The 19263-nt window shown below is 56.9% G+C and carries 16 protein-coding genes and 1 pseudogene; 11 read left to right on the top strand and 6 right to left on the bottom strand.

Translation table 11 applies throughout. The features are described from left to right. Positions 1 to 6: 6 nt before the first annotated feature. The 6 genes and pseudogenes from AC3IUF_RS17200 to AC3IUF_RS17175 all read left to right on the top strand — a co-directional run. Positions 7 to 1239: pseudogene (locus AC3IUF_RS17200) on the top strand (sugar ABC transporter ATP-binding protein); the annotation flags it as partial. A 315-nt stretch (positions 1240 to 1554) separates the two neighbouring features. Beyond that, positions 1555 to 2580: an ABC transporter permease gene (locus tag AC3IUF_RS17195; RefSeq protein ID WP_007916088.1), complete on the top strand. Its 1026-nt coding sequence runs from the start codon at positions 1555 to 1557 to the stop codon at positions 2578 to 2580. A 23-nt stretch (positions 2581 to 2603) separates the two neighbouring features. Continuing rightward, the gene (locus AC3IUF_RS17190; RefSeq protein ID WP_489278743.1) at positions 2604 to 3659 is read left to right on the top strand and encodes a substrate-binding domain-containing protein; all 1056 of its coding nucleotides are present in this window, start codon (positions 2604 to 2606) and stop codon (positions 3657 to 3659) included. A gap of 188 nt (positions 3660 to 3847) precedes the next feature. Further along, positions 3848 to 4513 (top strand): sulfite oxidase-like oxidoreductase, encoded by a 666-nt coding sequence (locus AC3IUF_RS17185; protein WP_489278742.1) that lies wholly within the window; start codon positions 3848 to 3850, stop codon positions 4511 to 4513. A 428-nt stretch (positions 4514 to 4941) separates the two neighbouring features. Next, positions 4942 to 7329 (top strand): TonB-dependent receptor plug domain-containing protein, encoded by a 2388-nt coding sequence (locus AC3IUF_RS17180; RefSeq protein WP_489278741.1) that lies wholly within the window; start codon positions 4942 to 4944, stop codon positions 7327 to 7329. After that, on the top strand, positions 7319 to 8734 hold the full coding sequence (locus AC3IUF_RS17175) for an APC family permease (protein ID WP_489278740.1): 1416 nt from the start codon (positions 7319 to 7321) through the stop codon (positions 8732 to 8734). The genes AC3IUF_RS17180 and AC3IUF_RS17175 overlap by 11 nt, the downstream gene beginning before the upstream one ends. A gap of 125 nt (positions 8735 to 8859) precedes the next feature. Here the strand turns inward: AC3IUF_RS17175 and AC3IUF_RS17170 are convergent, their stop codons facing one another. From AC3IUF_RS17170 to AC3IUF_RS17160, 3 genes are all read right to left on the bottom strand, one after another. Further along, entirely contained in the window at positions 8860 to 9321 is a 462-nt protein-coding gene (locus tag AC3IUF_RS17170; RefSeq protein ID WP_489278739.1) for a DUF3574 domain-containing protein, read from the bottom strand. Positions 9322 to 9517: 196 nt separating this feature from the next. Then, a complete protein-coding gene (locus AC3IUF_RS17165; protein WP_489278738.1) occupies positions 9518 to 11902 on the bottom strand; it encodes a DUF3772 domain-containing protein in 2385 nt (794 codons plus the stop codon). A gap of 168 nt (positions 11903 to 12070) precedes the next feature. Then, positions 12071 to 12346 (bottom strand): hypothetical protein, encoded by a 276-nt coding sequence (locus tag AC3IUF_RS17160; RefSeq protein WP_489278737.1) that lies wholly within the window; start codon positions 12344 to 12346, stop codon positions 12071 to 12073. Positions 12347 to 12561: 215 nt separating this feature from the next. On the opposite strand from AC3IUF_RS17160, the gene AC3IUF_RS17155 reads away from it, so the two are divergent. Beyond that, positions 12562 to 13266, top strand: a complete 705-nt coding sequence (locus tag AC3IUF_RS17155; protein ID WP_489278736.1) for a class I SAM-dependent methyltransferase — start codon at positions 12562 to 12564, stop codon at positions 13264 to 13266. Between the two features lie 131 nt (positions 13267 to 13397). On the opposite strand, the gene AC3IUF_RS17150 is transcribed toward AC3IUF_RS17155, so the two are convergent. Further along, on the bottom strand, positions 13398 to 14165 hold the full coding sequence (locus AC3IUF_RS17150; RefSeq protein ID WP_007916102.1) for a YopT-type cysteine protease domain-containing protein: 768 nt from the start codon (positions 14163 to 14165) through the stop codon (positions 13398 to 13400). Between the two features lie 391 nt (positions 14166 to 14556). Between AC3IUF_RS17150 and AC3IUF_RS17145 the strand changes: the two genes are divergently transcribed. Then, positions 14557 to 15402 carry a hypothetical protein gene (locus AC3IUF_RS17145; RefSeq protein WP_007916103.1) on the top strand — a complete coding sequence of 282 codons (846 nt, stop codon included), beginning with the start codon at positions 14557 to 14559 and terminating at the stop codon, positions 15400 to 15402. A 229-nt stretch (positions 15403 to 15631) separates the two neighbouring features. Here the strand turns inward: AC3IUF_RS17145 and AC3IUF_RS17140 are convergent, their stop codons facing one another. Continuing rightward, on the bottom strand, positions 15632 to 16315 hold the full coding sequence (locus AC3IUF_RS17140) for a hypothetical protein (RefSeq protein ID WP_489278735.1): 684 nt from the start codon (positions 16313 to 16315) through the stop codon (positions 15632 to 15634). A 202-nt stretch (positions 16316 to 16517) separates the two neighbouring features. Between AC3IUF_RS17140 and AC3IUF_RS17135 the strand changes: the two genes are divergently transcribed. The 3 genes from AC3IUF_RS17135 to AC3IUF_RS17125 all read left to right on the top strand — a co-directional run bounded on the left by AC3IUF_RS17135 (position 16518) and on the right by AC3IUF_RS17125 (position 18970). After that, positions 16518 to 17501, top strand: a complete 984-nt coding sequence (locus AC3IUF_RS17135; RefSeq protein WP_007916105.1) for a hypothetical protein — start codon at positions 16518 to 16520, stop codon at positions 17499 to 17501. A gap of 57 nt (positions 17502 to 17558) precedes the next feature. Further along, entirely contained in the window at positions 17559 to 18584 is a 1026-nt protein-coding gene (locus tag AC3IUF_RS17130) for a hypothetical protein (RefSeq protein WP_489278734.1), read from the top strand. Positions 18585 to 18817: 233 nt separating this feature from the next. Continuing rightward, on the top strand, positions 18818 to 18970 hold the full coding sequence (locus tag AC3IUF_RS17125; protein WP_238539560.1) for a hypothetical protein: 153 nt from the start codon (positions 18818 to 18820) through the stop codon (positions 18968 to 18970). A gap of 58 nt (positions 18971 to 19028) precedes the next feature. On the opposite strand, the gene AC3IUF_RS17120 is transcribed toward AC3IUF_RS17125, so the two are convergent. After that, the gene (locus AC3IUF_RS17120; RefSeq protein ID WP_007916107.1) at positions 19029 to 19187 is read right to left on the bottom strand and encodes a DUF2986 domain-containing protein; all 159 of its coding nucleotides are present in this window, start codon (positions 19185 to 19187) and stop codon (positions 19029 to 19031) included. Positions 19188 to 19263 lie beyond the last annotated feature (76 nt).

Here is a 19263-nt window from a genome sequence, read left to right as displayed (position 1 = left end):
AATTGTATGAGTGTGCCGGTCGCTGTGGCCCGTGAGCCGCTGATTCGTGTACGTGAGTTGAGCAAAATATTTGGCGTGAGCCGGGCGCTGGATGCGGTCAGCCTGGACATCTACCCCGCTGAAGTCGTGGCGTTGCTCGGTGCAAATGGCGCGGGCAAGTCGACTCTGGTGAAGATCCTCGCGGGCAGCCAGACCGCCGACGCTGGCGAGATCTGGCTGGAGGGCGCGCCACGCCATTTCAGTTCGCCGCTGTCGGCGCGACGCTTCGGTATTGTCGCGGTGCACCAACAGATCAACGAGGGCATCGCACCCGGTTTGAGTGTCGCGGAAAACCTGCTGCTCGATGAGCTGTGCAAGCCAGACGCGGACTTCTGGCTCAATCGCAAACGCCTGCTGGAACGCGCTGCGAGTATCGCCGCTGGACTGGGTCTGGTGTTGCCACTGGAGCAGCCAATCGAACATCTCGGTCAGGCCGAACGGCAACTGGTGGTGCTTGCTCGCGCGTTGGCGTTGCAGCCGCGTCTGCTGATTCTTGATGAACCGACGGCGGCGCTCTCCGATGCCGAGGCGCAACGGTTGTTTGGATTGATCGACACCTTGCGCAGTCGCGGTGTGGCGATTCTGTACATTTCCCATCGACTTTCCGACCTGCAACGCGTGGCGGATCGCGCCATCGTTCTGCGCGATGGCAAGTTCGCGGGCGAGTTCACGGCGCGGCAATTACCGGAAGCGGTGAGCGCCATGCTCGGGCATACGCTGGCCGAGCATGTTTACCAGCCGCGCGTGGCCGGGCGCGAGGTGTTGCAGCTCAACGCCTTGCAAATCCTGCCGCGATCCGCCGCGTTCGATCTGACCCTGCACGAGAACGAAGTCGTGGTGCTCACCGGCCTGTTGGGCGCCGGTAAAAGTGAAATCGCCGAGGTGCTGTTCGGCCTGCGTAAAGCGGCCTCGGGCAGGGTGCAACTGGATGGCGCTGACTGGCGTGCGGACTCGCCACGTCAGGCCATTCAAAGCGGGGTCTTCTTCGCAGCCGAAGATCGCGCCAGTCAATCGCTGGTTGCGGATTTCTCTCTGCGTCGAACCCTGACTTTGCCGTTTCTCGAGCGCTTCACTCGTGGCGGTTTTATCCGCAACCGCGCCGAAGCGGCAGCGGTCGAGGCACAAGTGGCAGAACTGGGGATCAAGACTGCCGGTATCGATGTGCCGATGAGCGCACTGTCGGGCGGCAATCAACAGAAAGTCGTGCTCGGCCGCTGGCTGCTCGGCGAAGGGCGGGTGTTGATCCTCGATGAACCTTTTCAAGGCGTCGATGTGCGTGCCCGCCGCGACATCGGCCAACTGTTGCGTGACAGCGCCAAGGGCCGAGCGACGCTGGTGATTTGCGCCGATGTCGATGAAGCCCTGGAAATTGCCGACCGCATCCTCCTGGTACGCGATCACGCCGTGGTCGCCGAGTACCCGCGCGCCGGCCTCAATCGTGCTGATCTGGTCGCGGCACGGCCGGCAGCGACGTCACCGAACATTCCCCTCAAGCCACGCCAAGGAGCAGAGCGAGTGCCTGATTCAAGTTCACTGTTATCGACCGAGCCGGCCCGCGCCGAACGTCTGCTGCATGTGCTGATCCGCTACGGCCTGTTGTGGCTGCTGGCGCTGATCGTGGTGTTTTTCAGTGTTGCCGAGCCGGCATTCCTGCGCGTCGGCAACCTGTTCAGCATCCTGCAATCGGTGTCGATTGTCGCACTGCTGGCGTTGGGCGTGACGCTGACCATGGCCGTCGGCGGCCTCGATCTGTCGATTGGCGCCGTGGCGGCGATGAGCCTGATGATCGCCAGTTACGTGATGGTCGTGCTCGGCTGGGGTGCGGTGCCGGCGGTGTTGATCAGTCTGGCGGGTGGCGCGCTGGTCGGGCTGCTCAACGGCTGGCTGATCGTCAAACTGCGGGTGCCGGACATTCTCGCGACGCTGGGCAGCATGTTCCTAGTGATCGGCGTGCAGTTGATTCCCACGGGCGGACGCTCGATTGCAGTGGGCATGACCTTGCCCAGTGGCGAGGAAACCGAAGGTACGTTCAGTGCCGCGTTTCTTGCGCTGGGGCGCGGGCGGTTGTGGGAGGTGGTGCCGATTCCGGTGCTGATTACCGCTGTGGTCGCTTTAGCCGTGTGGCTGTTTCTCGAACGCACGCGCATTGGTCGTTTGTTCTATGCCATTGGCGGCAACGAGCAAGCGGCGCGACTGGCCGGTGCGCCGGTGCAGCGCTTCAAGTTGTTGGCTTACGTGCTCTCGGCGCTGCTTGCATCGCTGGGGGGATTGTTGCTGGCCGCGCGGCTGGGTCGCGGCGACGTCAGTTCGGGCAATGGCCTGGTGCTGGATGCTCTCGGCGCGGCGCTGATCGGTTTTGCCGTACTCGGCGCGAAGAAGCCCAATGCCTTTGGCACTCTGATCGGTGCGCTGCTGGTGGCGGCGCTGCTCAATGGTCTGACCATGCTTAACGCGCCTTACTACGCGCAGGATTTCGTCAAGGGACTGGTGTTGGTGCTGGCCCTGATGTTCACGTTCGGCCTCGCGCATCGGGCGCGTTGAGCCGCTTCATTCAAGGAAGTTGTATGCACGGTTCAATCAAACAATTTGCCCGTCATTGCCTCGCCGGCGCGTTGCTCTCGGCCTTGGCGCTGAGCGCTCAGGCCAAAGCCTTGCCCGGCGCGCCGGCGCCGTTCGACAAAGGTCAGGTGCAGATTGCATTGGTCGGTTATTTGTTCTCTGGGGACTTCCCCGAGGCGTACTTGCGTGGCGTGGAAAAACAGACCGAAGCGCTGGGTGCCAACCTGCGCGTATTCGATGCCCGGCAGCAGGCGGCGAGTCAAGGCGAGATGATCGATCAGGCGATTGATCTGGGCGTCGACGGCATCATCGTTCAGCTCGGCCTGGCCGAAACACTGAAAGCGCCGATTGACCGGGCTATCGCCAAAGGCATCAAAGTCGTCGCTTTCGATGTCGATCTGAACACCCCGCAAGTAACCCAGGTCGAGCAGGATCACCATGCGCTGGCGCGTCTGGCGCTGGATCAAGCCGTCAAGGACAACGGCACAAAGTTCGATGCCGGCTACGTGTACATCAGTGGATTTACGCCGATGGAGCGCCGCGACGAGATCTGGAGTCAGGTCAAGAAAGCCAATCCGGGGATCGTCGAGAAGGCGCGCTTAGGCACGCTGAATCCACCGATTGCCAACTCGGTGGCGGATCAGGCCAGCGCCGTGCTTCGCGCCAACCCGGGCATCAGCGTGATTTTTGCGCCGTTCGACGAGTTTGCCAAAGGCGCGAAAATAGCCGTGGATGAGGCTGGGCTGGCGAGCAAGGTGAAGATCTATAGCGCCGACATTTCCACCGCCGATATTCAGATCATGAAAGAGCCGGACAGCGCCTGGGCGGCGACGGCGGCGGTCAATCCGCAAGTGGCCGGGGCGATCAGCGTGCGCAGTCTGGCGATGTTGATTGCCGGGGAAAATCCGGGGCATCAGGTGTTGGTGCCGCCGACGCTGATTACCCGTCAGCAGTTGCTGGATCTGGATGTGAAGAACGTCCGCGACCTGGCGCAGAAGCTCCCGGCTTTCGGCGACACCGCGAATGTCGCGCGGGCCCCGTGGATTCCCGTGGCTAACTGAATCATCAAATCCAACAAAGAAACCTGTGGGAGCTGGCTTGTCGGGTCGCCGCATCGCAGCGATGGCGGAGTCTCAGTCGGCAGAGATATTGACTGGAATGACCTCATCGCTGGCAAGCCAGCTCCCACAGGGACGAGGTGAGTCAGACAATTTATTGCTGATTTGCCACTCAGAATTCTGGAGCTGCCATGCACAACAAAGCCTTGCGATTACGCAAAAGCCGTTCGCCGAAAGCCGATCCAGCATTCGGTAAACGACTGCCCCCGGGGCAGGTACTGACGGAGCGTTTTCCAATTCTCCACGAAGGCGCAGTACCGGAATATGACCTCGCCAACTGGTCGCTGCGGGTGTTCGGCACGCTCGCACAACCGATCGAATTACGTTACGCCGACCTGCAGGCACTGCCGCAACGGCAACTTCGCTGCGACATCCATTGCGTGACACGCTGGTCGAAGTTCGACACTGAGTGGAGTGGGGTGCATCTGCAGGATTTGTTGCAGGCGTTCGATTTCCAGCCGACATCGGCGTTCGTCATGGCCCATGCCGATCACGATTACCAGACCAACTTGCGACTGGATGATCTGTTGCACTCCGACAGTCTGCTGGCCACCCATTACGCTGGCCAGCCGCTGACCGCGCAACATGGCTGGCCGCTACGGTTGGTGGTGGCGGGGCGGTATTTCTGGAAGAGCGCAAAGTGGCTGCGCGGGCTGGAATTTGTTGAACAGGAACAGCCGGGGTTCTGGGAGCAGAACGGCTTTCACCTGCACGCCGATCCGTTTGCCGAACAGCGATTCAGTGGTGATGAACTGGATATTGCAGAGGATGCCTGGCTGGAGAAAGCCTTCGACTAAGTAGCGTCTGATGCAGATCAAAACTGTAGGAGTGAGCCTGCTCGCGATAGCGGTGTGTCAGTTGACAACTTTCTTATTGATATACCGCTATCGCGAGCAGGCTCACTCCTACAGGGAACCGTATTTCAGTCTAAAAATTGTTTTTAGTTGGTTTAAGTGTTGGCTCAGCAACACTTCTGTTGAACTAAGAACAACTTTTTAGAGCGATCTAACCTAAGCGTTATTGGTTCTTTTGCGATCGACGGAAGCTCGTCTAGCATCGGGCTTCAAGGGGAAACGTCTCACGCTGGGGAAACTGCAACTCACCGTAAACAAGCCTTCACTGCCTTCCAGAAATCCAAAACTACAGCAGACATTGCCGCGCATTGCTTGCCGAACTTTATTGTCGGTAACGGCCGGGTATTAACTGCGATTCAAGGAGCTGTTATATGCATTACCGTTCCCGTTCATTATTGGCGGCTGCTGTCGTGTCCGCCATCTGGCAACTTCCGGCCAACGCAGAAGAAACCTCCGCCAGCGCCGACAGCGAATCGCGACTCGGCACCGTGTTGGTCACCGGCACCCGGGGTACTTCGCGCACCGTGCTCGACTCTCCGGTGCCGGTCGACGTGCTCACCGCCGAAGACCTGAAATCCGCCGGCGCCGCTGATGGTGAACTGGGCGCGGCGTTGCAGACGTTATTGCCATCCTTCAGCCTGCCGCGCCAATCCAACTCCGGTGGCGCCGACCATGTGCGCGCGGCGCAACTGCGCGGCATGAGTCCGGATCAGGTGCTGGTACTGGTCAACGGCAAGCGTCGCCATACTTCGGCGGTGGTCAACGATTCGTCGAAGATCGGTCGCGGTACCGCACCCGTGGATTTCAACTCGATCCCGCTCAGCGCGATCAAACGCATCGAAGTGCTGCGTGACGGCGCCGGCGCGCAGTACGGCTCCGATGCAATTGCCGGGGTCATCAACATCATCCTCGACGACGCGCCCGAGGGCGGCGAAGTGTCCACCAGTTATGGCGCCTATCACACCCATCAGGACGCCATCGACAAGACCACCACCGACGGCCAGAACAGCGTGACCACCGCGAAGATCGGCACGCGCCTGGGCGAGGAGGGCGGATTTATCCGCGGCGGTACCGAATACAAGGATCGCAACCCGACCAATCGCGCCGGTTTCGATGGTTTTGCCGATACCCCCCGCCAGCGCAACTATGTGATGGGCGACGGCGTCGCGCGCGACGTCAACCTCTGGTTCAACAGCGAATTGCCGCTGGCCGGCGGCAAGGCCTACAGCTTTGGCACTTACAACCAGCGCCACACCACCGGCGCCGAGTTCTATCGCTATCCGTATGAACAGCCGCAGTTCTACCCCAACGGCTATTTGCCGCAATCGCTCGGTGACAACAAAGACGTCTCCGCTACCGCCGGTTTCAAAGGCCTGCTCGGTGACGAGTGGGACTTCGACAGCAGCGTTACCCACGGCCGCAACCGCTTCGATGGCACGACCCGGCGCACGCTTAACGTCAGTCTCGGCGAAGACTCGCCGACGAAGTTCGACACCGGCGATTACGAGCTGCGCCAGACCACCACCAACCTCGATTTCAGCCGCGAACTGCGCCTCGGCGAGCGCTCCTTTGTATTGGCGGTGGGCGGTGAATACCGCTACGAAAATTACCTGACCTACGCCGGTGACGAGGCCTCGTATATCGGCTCCGGAGCGGACGGCGCCAATGGCCTGCGCCCGAGCGAAGAGTCGGATCTGGATCGCAACGTGTTCGGTACTTACGCCGAGTTGTCCGGCGATCTCACCGAGCGTTTCTTCGTCGACGCCGCCACCCGCTGGGAGCATTACGACGATGCCGGCAGCAAACTGACCGGCAAGCTCAGTGGTCGCTACAAACTCACCGAGCAATGGGCCCTGCGCGGTGCGGTGTCGAACAACTTCCGCGCGCCGTCACTGGCGCAGAGCGGCTTCCAGAACACCACCAGCAACTTCGGCGATGGCGGCACGCTGACTGACATCCGCGTGCTCTCGGTCAACGACCCGATCGCCCGTGCGCTGGGTGCCGAGAAGCTTGATCCGGAAACCTCGAAGAACTTCAGCCTCGGCCTGACCTTTCAGTTGAATGAACGCTTCGATGCATCCCTGGACGTGTTCCGCATCGACGTCAAAGACCGCATCACCCTGTCGCAACGCATTGGCAGCGATGCCCTGGAAAACTACATCAACGACAACTTCGGCGTTGCTGGCGTGCACGACGTCAACTTCTTCACCAACGCCGCCGACACCAGCACCCACGGCGCCGAACTGGTGCTCAACTACCATCAGCCGTTCTACGAAGGGCAATTGGGCCTGACCACCGCGTACACCTACAACCACACCAAAGTCACCAGCACCAAAGGCACGCCATCGCAACTGACGGCACTGGGTATCGGCAATGACGCGCTCGTTGGCGTCGAAGAAACCAACACCCTGACCGATGCAGCGCCGAAGGATCGCTTCATCTTTTCCGCCAACTGGGCCAGCGAACATTGGGGCCTGCTCGGACGCTTGACGCGCCAGGGCGAGACCACCCGCGTGTTCGATTTCGGCGATTCGCAACCGGAACAAACCTACGGCGCGGTGTGGCAACTGGACGCCGAGGTGGCTTACAAATTCACGCCGAAATTCAACATTGCCGTGGGCGGTAACAACCTCACTGACAACTACCCGGAACGCTCCGGTTCGGCGATCAACTACGGCGGCAACCTGCCGTACGACGTGCTCTCGCCAATCGGCACCAACGGCGCCTACTACTACGCCCGCGCCACCTATGGTTTCTGATGCAGGGCCGGGGCGGCATCTGCCGGTGTTTCAGGCGTTGCTGATCACGCTGGGCATGGTGATCACCACCGATATTCTGAAAACCGCGCCGACTGTAGCCCTCAACGTCGGGCCAGAACATTTCTATCTGGTGTGGGTGCTGGGCGGTGTCGCGTCGATGATTGGCGCGCTGTGTTTTGCCGAGATGGCCACGGCGTTTCCGCACCCTGGCGGCGATTATCACTTTCTGCGCACCGCGTATGGCGAGCGCATGGGATTCCTGTTCGCCTGGTCGCGGTTTTCGGTGATGCACACCGGGTGGATTGCTTTGTCGGCGTTCATGTTTGCCGATTACGTCGATGCGGTGATGCCGTTGGGTCAGTACGGCTCGGGGTTGTTTGCCGGGGCGGTGATTGCGGCGCTGGTACTGCTCAATCTCACTGGCAAGCACATTGGCTTTCTCACCCAAGCCTTGTTGGTGGGACTGTTGGCACTGGGCTTTTTGAGCATTGCCAGTGCCGGCGCTTTTTTGGCTTGGCAAGGCATCGAAGCGCCTACGCCGAGTCTTGCGCCCGTCGCGCAAAACACCGGTATGGCCGGGTTTTCGGCGGCGATGATTTTCGTCTTTCTGGCGTTCGGCGGCTGGAGCGATGCGGCGACATTATCGGCAGAGGTTCGCGATGGTCGACGAGGGATTTTCATTGCCATGCTCGGTGCGCTGAGCGTGTTGATGGCGATCTATCTGGCGCTCAATTGGGCGTTCGTTCAGGGCTTGGGATTCGCTGGACTGGCCGCCAGCAATGCACCGGCGGTTGAGTTGTTGAACCGTGCTTTCGGTGCACCGGGTGTCATGCTGATTTTGCTGATGGTCGGTATCGCCGCGATCGCGACCATCAACTCGACCCTGCTGGTCGGCGCTCGCACCACTTACGCTGCTGCGCGCGATGTGCCACAACTGCGCAGCTTCGGTGCTTGGGACGATCGGCATGGTGTGCCGCGCAAAGCGTTGCTGGCGGAAGGTGCGGTGGCGTTGCTGCTGGTGCTGTTTGGCAGTTTTACCCAGAGCGGTTTCAACACCATGGTTGAGTACCTGACTCCGGTGTATTGGTTGTTTTTGAGTTTGAGCAGCGTGGCGCTGATTATTCTGCGGGGGCGTTTTCCCGAGGTGGCGAGGCCGGTCAAGGTGCCGTTGTATCCGCTGTTGCCGTTGCTGTTCTTCGGGTTGTGCCTGTACATGCTGTATTCCAGCGTGACGGTGGTGGGGGTTGGGGCGTTTTTTGGGATTGGAGTGTTGCTGGTTGGTGCCGTGCTATTGGCCGGGTTGAGCCGTTTAAAAGCGATCCCTCATCGGAAACGCCGCCCGCCCAGCCCTCTCCCGGAGGGAGAGGGGGCCGACCGAGGTGTCTTGCGTGATACATCGACCTGACAGACTGAGTCGATTATGGATTCAGTGAAGCACGTTCAGGTCGGCGTACTTCTTCAATATCCCCGGATCGGTTCCCTCTCCCTTTGGGCGGTCCGACGTTTCGGGAGGGCTAGGGTGAGGAGCTTCTAGAAGGACACCTCCGCCGGCTGCGACAACCGCAGCACCGACAAATCCCCGGTAATACGCTTGTAAGCCAAACGAATCGCTTCGATGTTGGCCACATTCTTCTCACTGTTCTCATGCAAAATCACAATCACCTTGGTACTCAAGCGCTCAGGCGCCTGAGCACCCTTGTCCCGCCACTGCCCATAAGCATCAAGCACACTGAAACCATCAGGAAATCGCGACGTCACCTCCTGATCAAGAAACTCACGCCAGCGCGCCGGGCTGACCGCACCGTCCTTGCCATCGATCGAACCCACGGAGAAGTACAACTCGGTACGAATCCACTGCGCCTGCGCCGGCCGCGACGCATCGCCTTGCAAGGTCGAACTGACGGGGTCATGGGTGTGAACGGATGCAGGAGGTGGGCTGGCACAACCGGCAACGGCGACGAACAGCGCCGCCAGTAGAAGACGTCGAGGCATGGAACATCCTTATTGAACGATGAGTAAACCGCTCGAGTATAAGGTTGCTGTCTGACCGCCAATAAAGACCTAAAAAGCAGGCATTTAGGCGCTTCGGGAATAACCCTTCAGCGCGCAAAAATGTGGGAGCGAGCCTGCTCGCGAAAGCGATTTTTCAGACAGCGAAAATATTCCATGCCAGAGCCTCACCGATTCATTACGCACTCGCCGGTGGTTTCGCCAACGCAATCTCTGCCGCACCCAGCCGCTTGAGAATCTCGAACAGCAAATCACTTTTGGTCACCCCGACAATCCTCGGACTGCCCACATAACCGGTCACCGACAAGGTAATCCCGTCCGGCGACAATTTGCTGAAGCGCACAAACGGCGCCGGTTTATCGAGGATGGTTTCGTTCTCCCGATAGGTGTTGAGCAACAGGTCCTTGACCTCTTCGGGATCGATGTCCAGCGGGAACACCAATTCCAGTGACGCCACGCCTTGCGCGCTGCCGCCCAGGGTCACGTTGCGCAGGTTCTGCGAGATCAGTTGCGAGTTCGGCACGATCACGATCGAGCGGTCGCTGAGCTGGATTTCCGTGGCGCGCACGTTGATGCGGCGGATGTCGCCTTCCACACCACTGATGCTGATCAAGTCGCCGACTTTCACCGGTCGTTCAGTCAACAGAATCAGGCCCGAGACGAAGTTCTTGACGATCTCCTGCAGACCAAAGCCGATACCCACCGACAGCGCACTGACGATCCACGCCAGATTGGTCCACTGCACGCCCAGTGACGACAGCGTCAGCAGAATCACGAACGCGTAACCGATGTTGGAAAACAGCGTGCTCAGCGAGGCGCACATGCCCGGGTCCATGTCGGTCTTGGGCAGGAACTCGTTGTCGAGCCAGCGGCGCAGGGCGCGGATCAGCCAGATGCCGATCATCAGCGCCAGTACGGCATTGAGCAGATGGCCGGGGACGATGTTCAACTTGCGCAGTCCGGCGCCGCCGAGGATCGCCATGATGTTGCTCGCCAGTTGCCCGAGCGTCGTGCCGATGCCGCCGACAAACAGGGCGATGACCGCCAGCAACAGCAGCGCTGCCCGACTGAAACCCGACAGCAGAATCTCGATCTGATCAAGTCGTCGATCGCCAATGCCGAGCAGCTGTTTGAGCGCCTTGCCGCTCGCATGTCGGGGTGAAAACACATGCTCACAGGCGTCCTTGACCAGTTGAATCAGCAGGTAGAAACCCGACAAGACAATGTACGCCCACACCAGCTCATAACTGATGAACCGCGCCAGCGATACGTAGCCTGCGAGCAGGGCAATCGCCGAGACAAACATCGAGACGCTGGCGAGGGTGTAAATCACCCCGGCAAACGTGCTGTTTGCCGCCGCCGCGTCATTGGCCGCGACCAGCGCCTTGCGCACTTTGCCGACGCGCAACAGCAGACTCGTCACGATTGCCAGCACAACGATGGAAATCACCCCGCGCCCGGCGATCACGATCTGGCTGCTCATGCCCGTGGCATTGCTGACCTGGACCAGCGTCACCAGCACCAGTAACGTGCAGGACAGAATGCGTGGGTAGGGTTTGAGCGCCAATGCCACTTGATCGGCAATCGCTGGCAGGCGCCACGAGGGATGCTCGGTCGACAGCAACGCACGGCTCAATCCGGTGAGCAGCACGCAGGCATAGACGACTTTTTCGAACTCTTCGGAGAAGGTTTCCAGCACCGGCGGCAAAGGTTGGTGGCGGGTGCAGGCATAGAACAGCAATTGTAAAGCAATCGCGGTGGTGGCGATGGTTGCCAGCGCCGAGGCGAACGCCAGCGCACTGCGACGCAGGCGACCCTCGGGCATGCGGTAAATGCACACCCAGGTCAGACCGCGTTCGGCCAGTCTGCGGCCGAATGTCCAGATGATCAGCGCCAACGCCATCAACACACTGGTGTAGAAACGTTCCCCTGGTGCCCACACGGTGGCCCAGGTGTTGCGCACCTGCGCGACGAAAAAGCGTAAACGCTGACGGTCGTCGTCACTCGGGCTCACCAGCGGCGACCAGAAACTCGGGCTCAGCACGCTGTCAGTGCCCAGCGTCAGCTCACTTTCAAGCAGTGTGCGACGGATGCCGGCGATCTGCGTAATCAGATCCGCCGCGCTCTGTTTCAGCGCCGCCAGGCTCTTCAATGTGCCATCGACCTTGCTCTTCTGCTCGGCCAGCGACGCTCGTTGCGCGACGATGTCTGCCTGCTCCGCCGCCAGATCGGCATCCGGCGCCGCCCCCAGCACCCCCAACTGCACCGCCAGTTGCGCCTGCTGCGGCAACAACGCCGCCGATAACCGATCGACATCCAGAATAAACGCCTGCACCCGATCCTGCGGTCCTTCGAGCTGGTTGTAATTGTTCGCTGCGGAAATCTGTTGTTTGAGGCCATCGAGGCGTTGTTGCAAGGCCTGCAGATCGCTTTGCGAAATCACCGGCAATGGCGCAGCCGCGGTGGTTACCGGCGCCGGCAAGTCGGCTGCCCATAGCGTCGGGCTACCGCCAACCAGCAGCATGAATGCGAGAATAAACAACGACTTCAATGTGTTGCGCATGGGTGCGGCGGCTCGAATTGATCACACAGTCTATGAGGTTAGGTGATCAAGCCGATCGGGGAGGAAAAGTTTCGGGCAGAGCAGGGCAGGTGCGCAGCGCTTCCAGACGAAAAAAGCCCGACGGGTGAGGTCGGGCTTTTCTTCGGTGACTGCGCTGAAACGCTGCATTCAGACGGCGCGGCGTTCGAGCAAACGGTCTGAACCGTCTTCGGCTACTGCGTCGCTGAACAGCGGGTCGGTTTCGGTGGCGGCGGCTACCGCGTCGCTGAACAGTGGGTCAGTCTGAGTAGCGTCGGCCACTGCATCGCTGAACAGCGGATCAGTCTGGGTCGCGGCGGCTACTGCGTCGCTGAACAGTGGATCAGTCTGGGTGGCAGGTTCAGCGGCAAAAGCATTCAGGGCAAAGAGCGAGAAAGCGATGCTGAGAACGGCTTGGCGTTTCATGAGTGTGTGCTCCGTGGGGTAGTGGTGAGGTCTGGAGCCGATCTTACGCCGCGAACCTGATAAGAGAACTTCATTGAATTAATGGCTGTTATTGATGCGGTTAATGATCAGCGTTGATGTCGCATTCCAGAGAGGAATGCGGGGCATAAAATTAATGAATTTTTCTTATGTGATTTCTCGGCGTAGTTTCTTCTGAAACAGAAAGGAGTCTCGTCGTGCACCCAGCATCAGCAGAAAAATTCGACACCTCCCGCGCCAGCGAATACGCCCGACAAAGCCGCATCGCCCTGGCCGGCTACGACGCCTGTCACGATCTGGCGGCCTGCATGTTGGCCGCCAGTCTCGGTTCGCGCCCGGCCAACATACTGGTGGTCGGCGCGGGCGGTACGGCACAGGAAATCATGGCGATGGCGGCGCTGGAACCGCAGTGGCGTTTCATCGCGGTCGATCCTTCCGCGCCGATGCTTGAAGCCGCCGTGCAGCATCTGCAGGCCAACGACTTGCTGCATCGGACGCAGATTCATCTCGGGCATGTCGAGGACTTGCCGGCCGATGCGCAATTCGACGCGGCGACGTTGATCGGCGTGCTCCATCATCTGAACGGTGATGACCTCAAACGCCAGATCCTGCAATCGATTCAGGCGCGTCTCAAGCCGGGTGCGCCGCTGATTGTCGCGGGCAATCATTACGCCTATGCCAGTCAGCCGTTATTGCTGGAAGCGTGGGGGCAGCGCTGGCGCCAGCAGGGTGCGAGCGCGGAGGAGGTGAAGGCCAAGCTGGGCAAGATTTTGCAAGGCGCCGATCCGCCGCATTCCGAGGCGGCGGTTCAGGCGCTGTTGCATGAGGCGGGATTTGGCGAAGCGACGCGGTTCTTCAGCAGTTTGTTCTGGGGCGCGTGGCTGACGTGTAAACCTGTCTGAGCAGTCGCTGAACAAGGTCGCGCCTTATCAGGAAATGCTGGGACGAGGTGCCCCTTCTACATTCTCAGTCTTGCTTTCGAATGAACAGTGGCCGATCAGATCGCGAGATGGAGAGCGCGCTCAGCCATTCACTAGCTGACGACGATGACACTTGCGTGGTGGTAAATGATGACTCTCCTTCCTGCATACTGGGTACCGTAGAGGCTGACCATGTAGTCGGCGAAAAAGGTCGAGAGGGTCGCAAGATCCGGCGACTTCCACTCGCCGGTATTGGCGTCGATAAACAGGCACTCGCCGGCTTGTGCAACGTAGAAGGCAATAGCGTGTGTACCGCCGAGTCCAATGTAGTAGAAACCGTTCCCTGTGAGATGGGTGTGTAGCGCTTGCTCGAAGGCTGTGTAGTCGACATCACTCACCTTATTAACCTCCTGCAATCCGCCCGACATGTATCGATGGAGCATGCTGGCCGATTTGGTGAGGTTTGTGGCGGCTTTCACCGCTGCATCTGAAGCCTCGGCAACTTTTTCCGCAGTCGGCATCCTTTCAAACCAGCCCCTCTCGCTCTTTCCGTTGAAGACTGCGTCGAGCCGTTCGGCCTCGTCCATGAGGGTTCTGAACTGGGTTCTCGAGGTTTCGAATTCTTTGCCAACGGCGTTGAAGGCAGCCTGATATCTGACGAACTCCATATTCACTTTACCGTCAGTGTTGGTCGCGAGTTTGCGAAAGGCGACGATGTTCTGCTCGCCAAGTAATTGGGCGCCAATCCAGCGGCTGGCCATCCCGCGACAAACACCGCCGTCAATGGTCTCGTCGTCACTCTGATAGGTCGGCGTGATCATCTCGAGAGTCGGGTGTCTCGTCAGGAGGGCATCGGTGGTGGTTCGAGCATGATCGGGCATTGAGATCTCCTTGTCCTTCTAGCACGGTCTTCCTGACTCGGTAGAACTAAGATGGGGACCGCGCCGCCCGGACTTGAGGCCGATAGTTCCCAGCGGCAGTCCTGCTCTTTGCCAGGCGAGCCTTACATTCCCAGAGGCTTGGGTTGAACCGATGAGTTCGCTTGGCCGTGCGAGAGTGACCGTACTCCCAGCATAGCTGCCTTCTCACCTTTGAACATGCGCAGGAGCAGAAAGGCTGCCAGTATGGAGTGTCTTATCAATGACATTGTCGCAAATAGTGCTGGAAACCCTGGTCAGACTAAGGGTGCTTAAGCATCGGGGTCGGAGTGCCGATAGGTTAGAAGCAATACTGCGCTGACAATCTCAACCCGGAATCAAGGAACGACTGCATATGCAGGATATTTCCCACCTGAACAAAACAGCTACCCATAGCGAAGGAGAGAGCAAATCACTAACCCCGATAGCGACAGTCAGGGCACTTTGCCTGCTGGCAGTCATCGCTTTCCTCCTCATCGTCGTCGCCGGCTGCGCGGTTCAGTCAAGCACGCCTTATCCCACTCTGTTCGTCCTCGCTTTCGCGGTGTCGATGCTTCTCAGTTTCTACATTCTGATGAGTCTTATCGAGATTAAGCTGGCTCAAAAGCTGATGCACCTAAAGTCGAGCTTACTGATCTGGGCTGTCTTTTTAGGTGGACTAAGCGTTGTTGCCAAGATCGATGCTCAAGTCGAAATCAATCAAATGTTTCACGTTGACCCCTCTCTGCTACCGATGACATTGACCGCAGCGACATTCATGCATGCCGTGGCTAAACTCCAGTGGATTTTCTTTCTGATTTCCATTGTCTCCTTTGCAATGTTAGTGCGGTACTCCTATTTACGTCGAAAACGTATGCGAGCAGGCGGTTATATGCTCTGCCATCTATCAAACAGTCTGGTATTTTTTCTCGCTGGTATATTTGTAACCACTGTTCTGGCATCGGATGAGCGTCGTGGTGAAGTGTTATATCGCTTTGCACATGTTGCTGACTTCAGTAGCTACTCACCGTGCACTAATGTTCGTTCTGATGAATTTGACGTGCTTTATCTCGACAGCAGTAGAGCCAAAATACTCATAGCTCCCAAAATCATTGCCAGTGACGAAATAGAGCCTGCGATATACCCTTTACTTAAGTGGGTACAAATACCGCATACATTCAGAACGTTGATGTGTGAATACGGTGTTGGTGGAAGGAGTTGAATTGGGACTGTAATAGCAGCTTAGCGCGCCCACATGTTGGCTTGTCTCAGAGGAACCTTCTACTGCGGCATTCGCCTGAACTTGAAAACCATCTGAGATGGAACCTTCGTGCTTAATTGATCAGCGGCATCGGCCAGCGCTTCCGGAAAGGAATGGCTGGCTTTTCATGTTCCGTAACGGCGGAATTTTTGCCGTACGTTTCGCCTCGCTTTGGCTACGCGTCGTTGTTTTACTGTTTATACGTGAGTGTCTGTTTTTCCCCTGTGATGTTTCTAATACCGGACTTCGGTAACTCGAATGTTTGGAACTCGACACCCATTGAGTCGACGTGGTGCCGCTTTAAAAAGTAAAACATGTCGTTGGATTCTGCGATCTGGCAGCCTTCATATTTGTCAAGCTTTGCATAAATCACACGACGTAGGTCGCAGTTGGAAGCAAGACCCAGCGCCGCTGCCTGGCCAGTATTTGAGGGGACGCGTACCAAAAGATACCAAGTGGATATCAATAGAAACGTGAGCAAGCAGAGAATTCCAACAACGATGTACCCAATGCGATTTTCTGCGGCACGGTCACGAACGTTGGAAATCCATTTGGGGGCTACGAATTCACCAATGTCGCCTCGGGGTTGCTCAAAAAGCAGCATGAGCAGGGTGATGGTTCCAACCAGAGACATGGCAAACAATAGTGTGCCAAGAAAGGACCCGAATCCGGTTGCACCATAGGCCCAAAACTGCTGTGCACTGATGTTTACTCGCTCAATCGCTATGTCAAGGGTCAGATAAAATTTTTCCAAGTGTGCAAAACCGCTAAGAGTAAAAGCACCCACCATGCTGGCTATAAAGAGAACCGCGTCAATGCGGAGATATTTTCTGAGACGTCGAATATTTTCCTCTCGCTTCATAGGTGCGATCATTTTTTTCCTTCAAAAGTCGAGCTATCAGGCTCTGCGGGGATTTGTTAGGGTCAGTCAGTGAGAGATCTTTCAGGTCTTCGATTGAGGATTGAAAAAAGGCTCTAAAAGACAGTCTACTCACCCGAAGGACTGTTGCGACAATTCTCCAAGGCCTGTAGAACCTCTTCATTCGCACATTCGCGCGACATAACCAAGGACAGCTATGACTTTAAGTACGGAAATCGATAGGGCCATTTCACTTCAATATCAGGGGGCTTCGAGCTTCGGTGAGCTTGCTCAATTGAGGCGACTTTTCTCGCCCGCATTTGTGTCTGATTTGCAGCAAGCGCTCGCTGCAGACCAGGCCAAAGGTGCGGTAACGGTGACACTCGGCTGGATCGACAAAAGACCTTACGCAGATATGACCGTTTCAGGAACAAAAGACGCTCATCAAAAACCAATTACTCGACCTGTCGAGTTAGGCGACGCGGCGATTTTTGTGATGGAAGTTACCAGATTGAAGGATCAGAACATCAGGAGTCGTATCAGAGGTTTGATTGTTCAGGCCAAAGCTGCCCCGACGGCTTCTCTGCCAAAGGTCCCAGTAACAGCCCTCTCACCATCGCATCCCAATTGCTCTACCAATAAAGAACTCGCGTTGCTTTCCAACTGGCCGAAATTTGACTTGTATCTAGCAAACGGCCGACGTGGCCCAATATTGGACACTTTTACTCTGCCTAAATGTTCCAGTCCTCCCTCTTATGGTTGGTACGCCGCTGCTCCGGGAAGCCGAAGTTCGGGATGGGATACCAGTGGTTATTGGAGGTCGAGGTGGATGTGCGCACCCGCCGTTAAGGGTCACCTCTGCGATAGTACGCTGGGTGAGGTCATAGAGGCGTTATTCAAAAGGTCCAGTATTGATAAAGTTCCTGTCGGTGCGGATTGCACTATGACGTATAGTGTTTATCAAATCGGTGCACCTCCAATACTTCCGAATGTAACAGAATGGGATAGGCTCTGCGCCACCCTTGTACAACTAACTGCAAATAATCGACAAGCTACAGCTGGTCCGCCTGGCCTGTTTGTTTCTTTTCCCTATATGCCCGGGTTGACGGCAATGGTGGGTGCTGCGTTTCGCAAGTTGATTGGCTTTTTCAAAGAGACTCGTTTCCCGGTTATTATTATTGAGCGCGAGTGGTTGGGGTAATATTGAGTGGGTCTGGCTTTATCTGTTTTTATCGCTGTTTCTATGGAGAAAAATGTCATGAATGACAAGAAATTGGCTAGGATCTGCTGGAATAGCAACAACTGGCAAAAGCCCTCCGGGAAACTCGGGAAAGTAAAAAACAATAAATCGTACGAAACTGAAACAGGTTATGGTCACGAGGAGTGGCTACTGGATGTTGGGAAGTTGGTGGATGGTTACCACTATGCTTATATTCAGGCGGTCGGGCAGCACCATGCGAAATATCTGGGGTGTACCTACGATATCTCATTTTATACTATAGACGGGGTAACCAAGTTGCGCTGGTGGTTGGGCGAAATATTGAATGTCCAAGTGATCGAAAGCGAAGAGTCGCGAAAGGTCTACAACGTTTATAAAAGAAAGGGGTGGTTAAATGAAATGTACGCGCAGCTCGATGCGGTCGACGCTGACACAGCTCAATTCAAACGCATTTCCGCAGTAAATTTTTGCTGTATAAAATTTTTACCTGAAAATATCAAGCTTCTTGAGGAGCCTCTGCCTTTTTATTCTGGTAATCCGGCGGTGAAGTCTGATTATTACAATTTGAAGAACAGGATTTCGGTTCCAGAATTTGGCAGTTTCGGTGAGTTCATATTTGCCTCTGGTGGGATGGGTGTAAAGGACCGGACCTCTGCGGTTTATCGTGGAAAAATAACAGATATTGACCTAGTGCATAATCAAATTCAGAAGTGTCTGCATGAGCTGTTCGATGAACAGTATGGAAGTGTCAACGTTTCTGTCGAAAATCTGACAGGTTTTGGGACAAAGATTGACGTTGTTGTTCGGCTGGGCAAGTCGTTCGTGTTCTATGAAATAAAAACAGCCAATACTGCAAAGCAATGCATCAGAGAAGCGCTCTCACAACTCCTTGAGTATTCGTGCTACACAAACCGCAACCTTGCGAAGAGACTAGTAGTGGTGTCGCCGGCAAAACTGACCGATGAGGCGAATGCCTATCTGCAAAATATTCGCAAACTGTTCAACATTCCACTGTTCTATCAGAGCATTGATCTGGAAAATAAAACGTTAACCAAAGAAGCATGAATCGATCGATGAAGTGGCCGCGGACTAATGCTTCGACGAACTCGAATCGCTCATTGTTCTCGGCATTCTCAACCGGGTTCAACAACCGGGTTGGGCAGCTTGACCCTGCACGAAAATTTCTCGGCACTCAGTATTCCTGCACCCTCATTCTCGCCAAACTTGACCTGTTGAACGACGTTCCCCCCTGCACCAATCTGATCACCAAATCGTAGGTCGAGGAGGCCGCTGTCGCGGTGCTCGATCAACCGTTTGCGGCCAATGGCAATCTCGCCACTGCAGGTGACTGCGTGGCCTCGAAGTATCTGGCGGCCTGGTTTATCGCGGGCCTTGTCGATGGAGACGTCGCACGCAATGCGCTTTTTATTACGGCGCGCCGGTGGCGGTGAGAGATCTCTACATCGGGCGGGCGCTGGAGAACATTTCAACGTTCCTGTAAGACAGGGATCAGCTCTCGCTGGTATCGACAGATTCCGGAACCGCCTCTGCCTCCAATCTCGCCCGATCAGCCTTGCTGATGTATTTAGGCTTTTTCGGCGCCAGTTTGGCGCTGGCCTTTTTGGCCTTTTCCTTGAACAACTGCTTGAGTTTCTTTTGGCGATTCATGTGTTCTACCCGGTCTGCAAGTTTGAATATCGGTTAGCGAAGGGCGTAAACGTACGCATCAATGGACGAGCCACAA

Source organism: Pseudomonas sp. KH_040 (assembly GCF_057839305.1).
The sequence above is the reverse complement of the archived record's forward strand: the minus strand, read 5'-3'. Positions and strand labels throughout refer to the sequence as shown.

Coding starts and splice junctions, on each gene's coding strand:
- AC3IUF_RS17145 (WP_007916103.1), top strand. CDS start 14,557: ATGCAGGATATTTCCCACCTGAACAAAACAGCTACCCATAGCGAAGGA.
- AC3IUF_RS17165 (WP_489278738.1), bottom strand. CDS start 11,902: ATGCGCAACACATTGAAGTCGTTGTTTATTCTCGCATTCATGCTGCTG.
- AC3IUF_RS17130 (WP_489278734.1), top strand. CDS start 17,559: ATGAATGACAAGAAATTGGCTAGGATCTGCTGGAATAGCAACAACTGG.
- AC3IUF_RS17120 (WP_007916107.1), bottom strand. CDS start 19,187: ATGAATCGCCAAAAGAAACTCAAGCAGTTGTTCAAGGAAAAGGCCAAA.
- AC3IUF_RS17170 (WP_489278739.1), bottom strand. CDS start 9,321: ATGCCTCGACGTCTTCTACTGGCGGCGCTGTTCGTCGCCGTTGCCGGT.
- AC3IUF_RS17140 (WP_489278735.1), bottom strand. CDS start 16,315: ATGATCGCACCTATGAAGCGAGAGGAAAATATTCGACGTCTCAGAAAA.
- AC3IUF_RS17135 (WP_007916105.1), top strand. CDS start 16,518: ATGACTTTAAGTACGGAAATCGATAGGGCCATTTCACTTCAATATCAG.
- AC3IUF_RS17150 (WP_007916102.1), bottom strand. CDS start 14,165: ATGCCCGATCATGCTCGAACCACCACCGATGCCCTCCTGACGAGACAC.
- AC3IUF_RS17190 (WP_489278743.1), top strand. CDS start 2,604: ATGCACGGTTCAATCAAACAATTTGCCCGTCATTGCCTCGCCGGCGCG.
- AC3IUF_RS17175 (WP_489278740.1), top strand. CDS start 7,319: ATGGTTTCTGATGCAGGGCCGGGGCGGCATCTGCCGGTGTTTCAGGCG.
- AC3IUF_RS17160 (WP_489278737.1), bottom strand. CDS start 12,346: ATGAAACGCCAAGCCGTTCTCAGCATCGCTTTCTCGCTCTTTGCCCTG.
- AC3IUF_RS17185 (WP_489278742.1), top strand. CDS start 3,848: ATGCACAACAAAGCCTTGCGATTACGCAAAAGCCGTTCGCCGAAAGCC.
- AC3IUF_RS17180 (WP_489278741.1), top strand. CDS start 4,942: ATGCATTACCGTTCCCGTTCATTATTGGCGGCTGCTGTCGTGTCCGCC.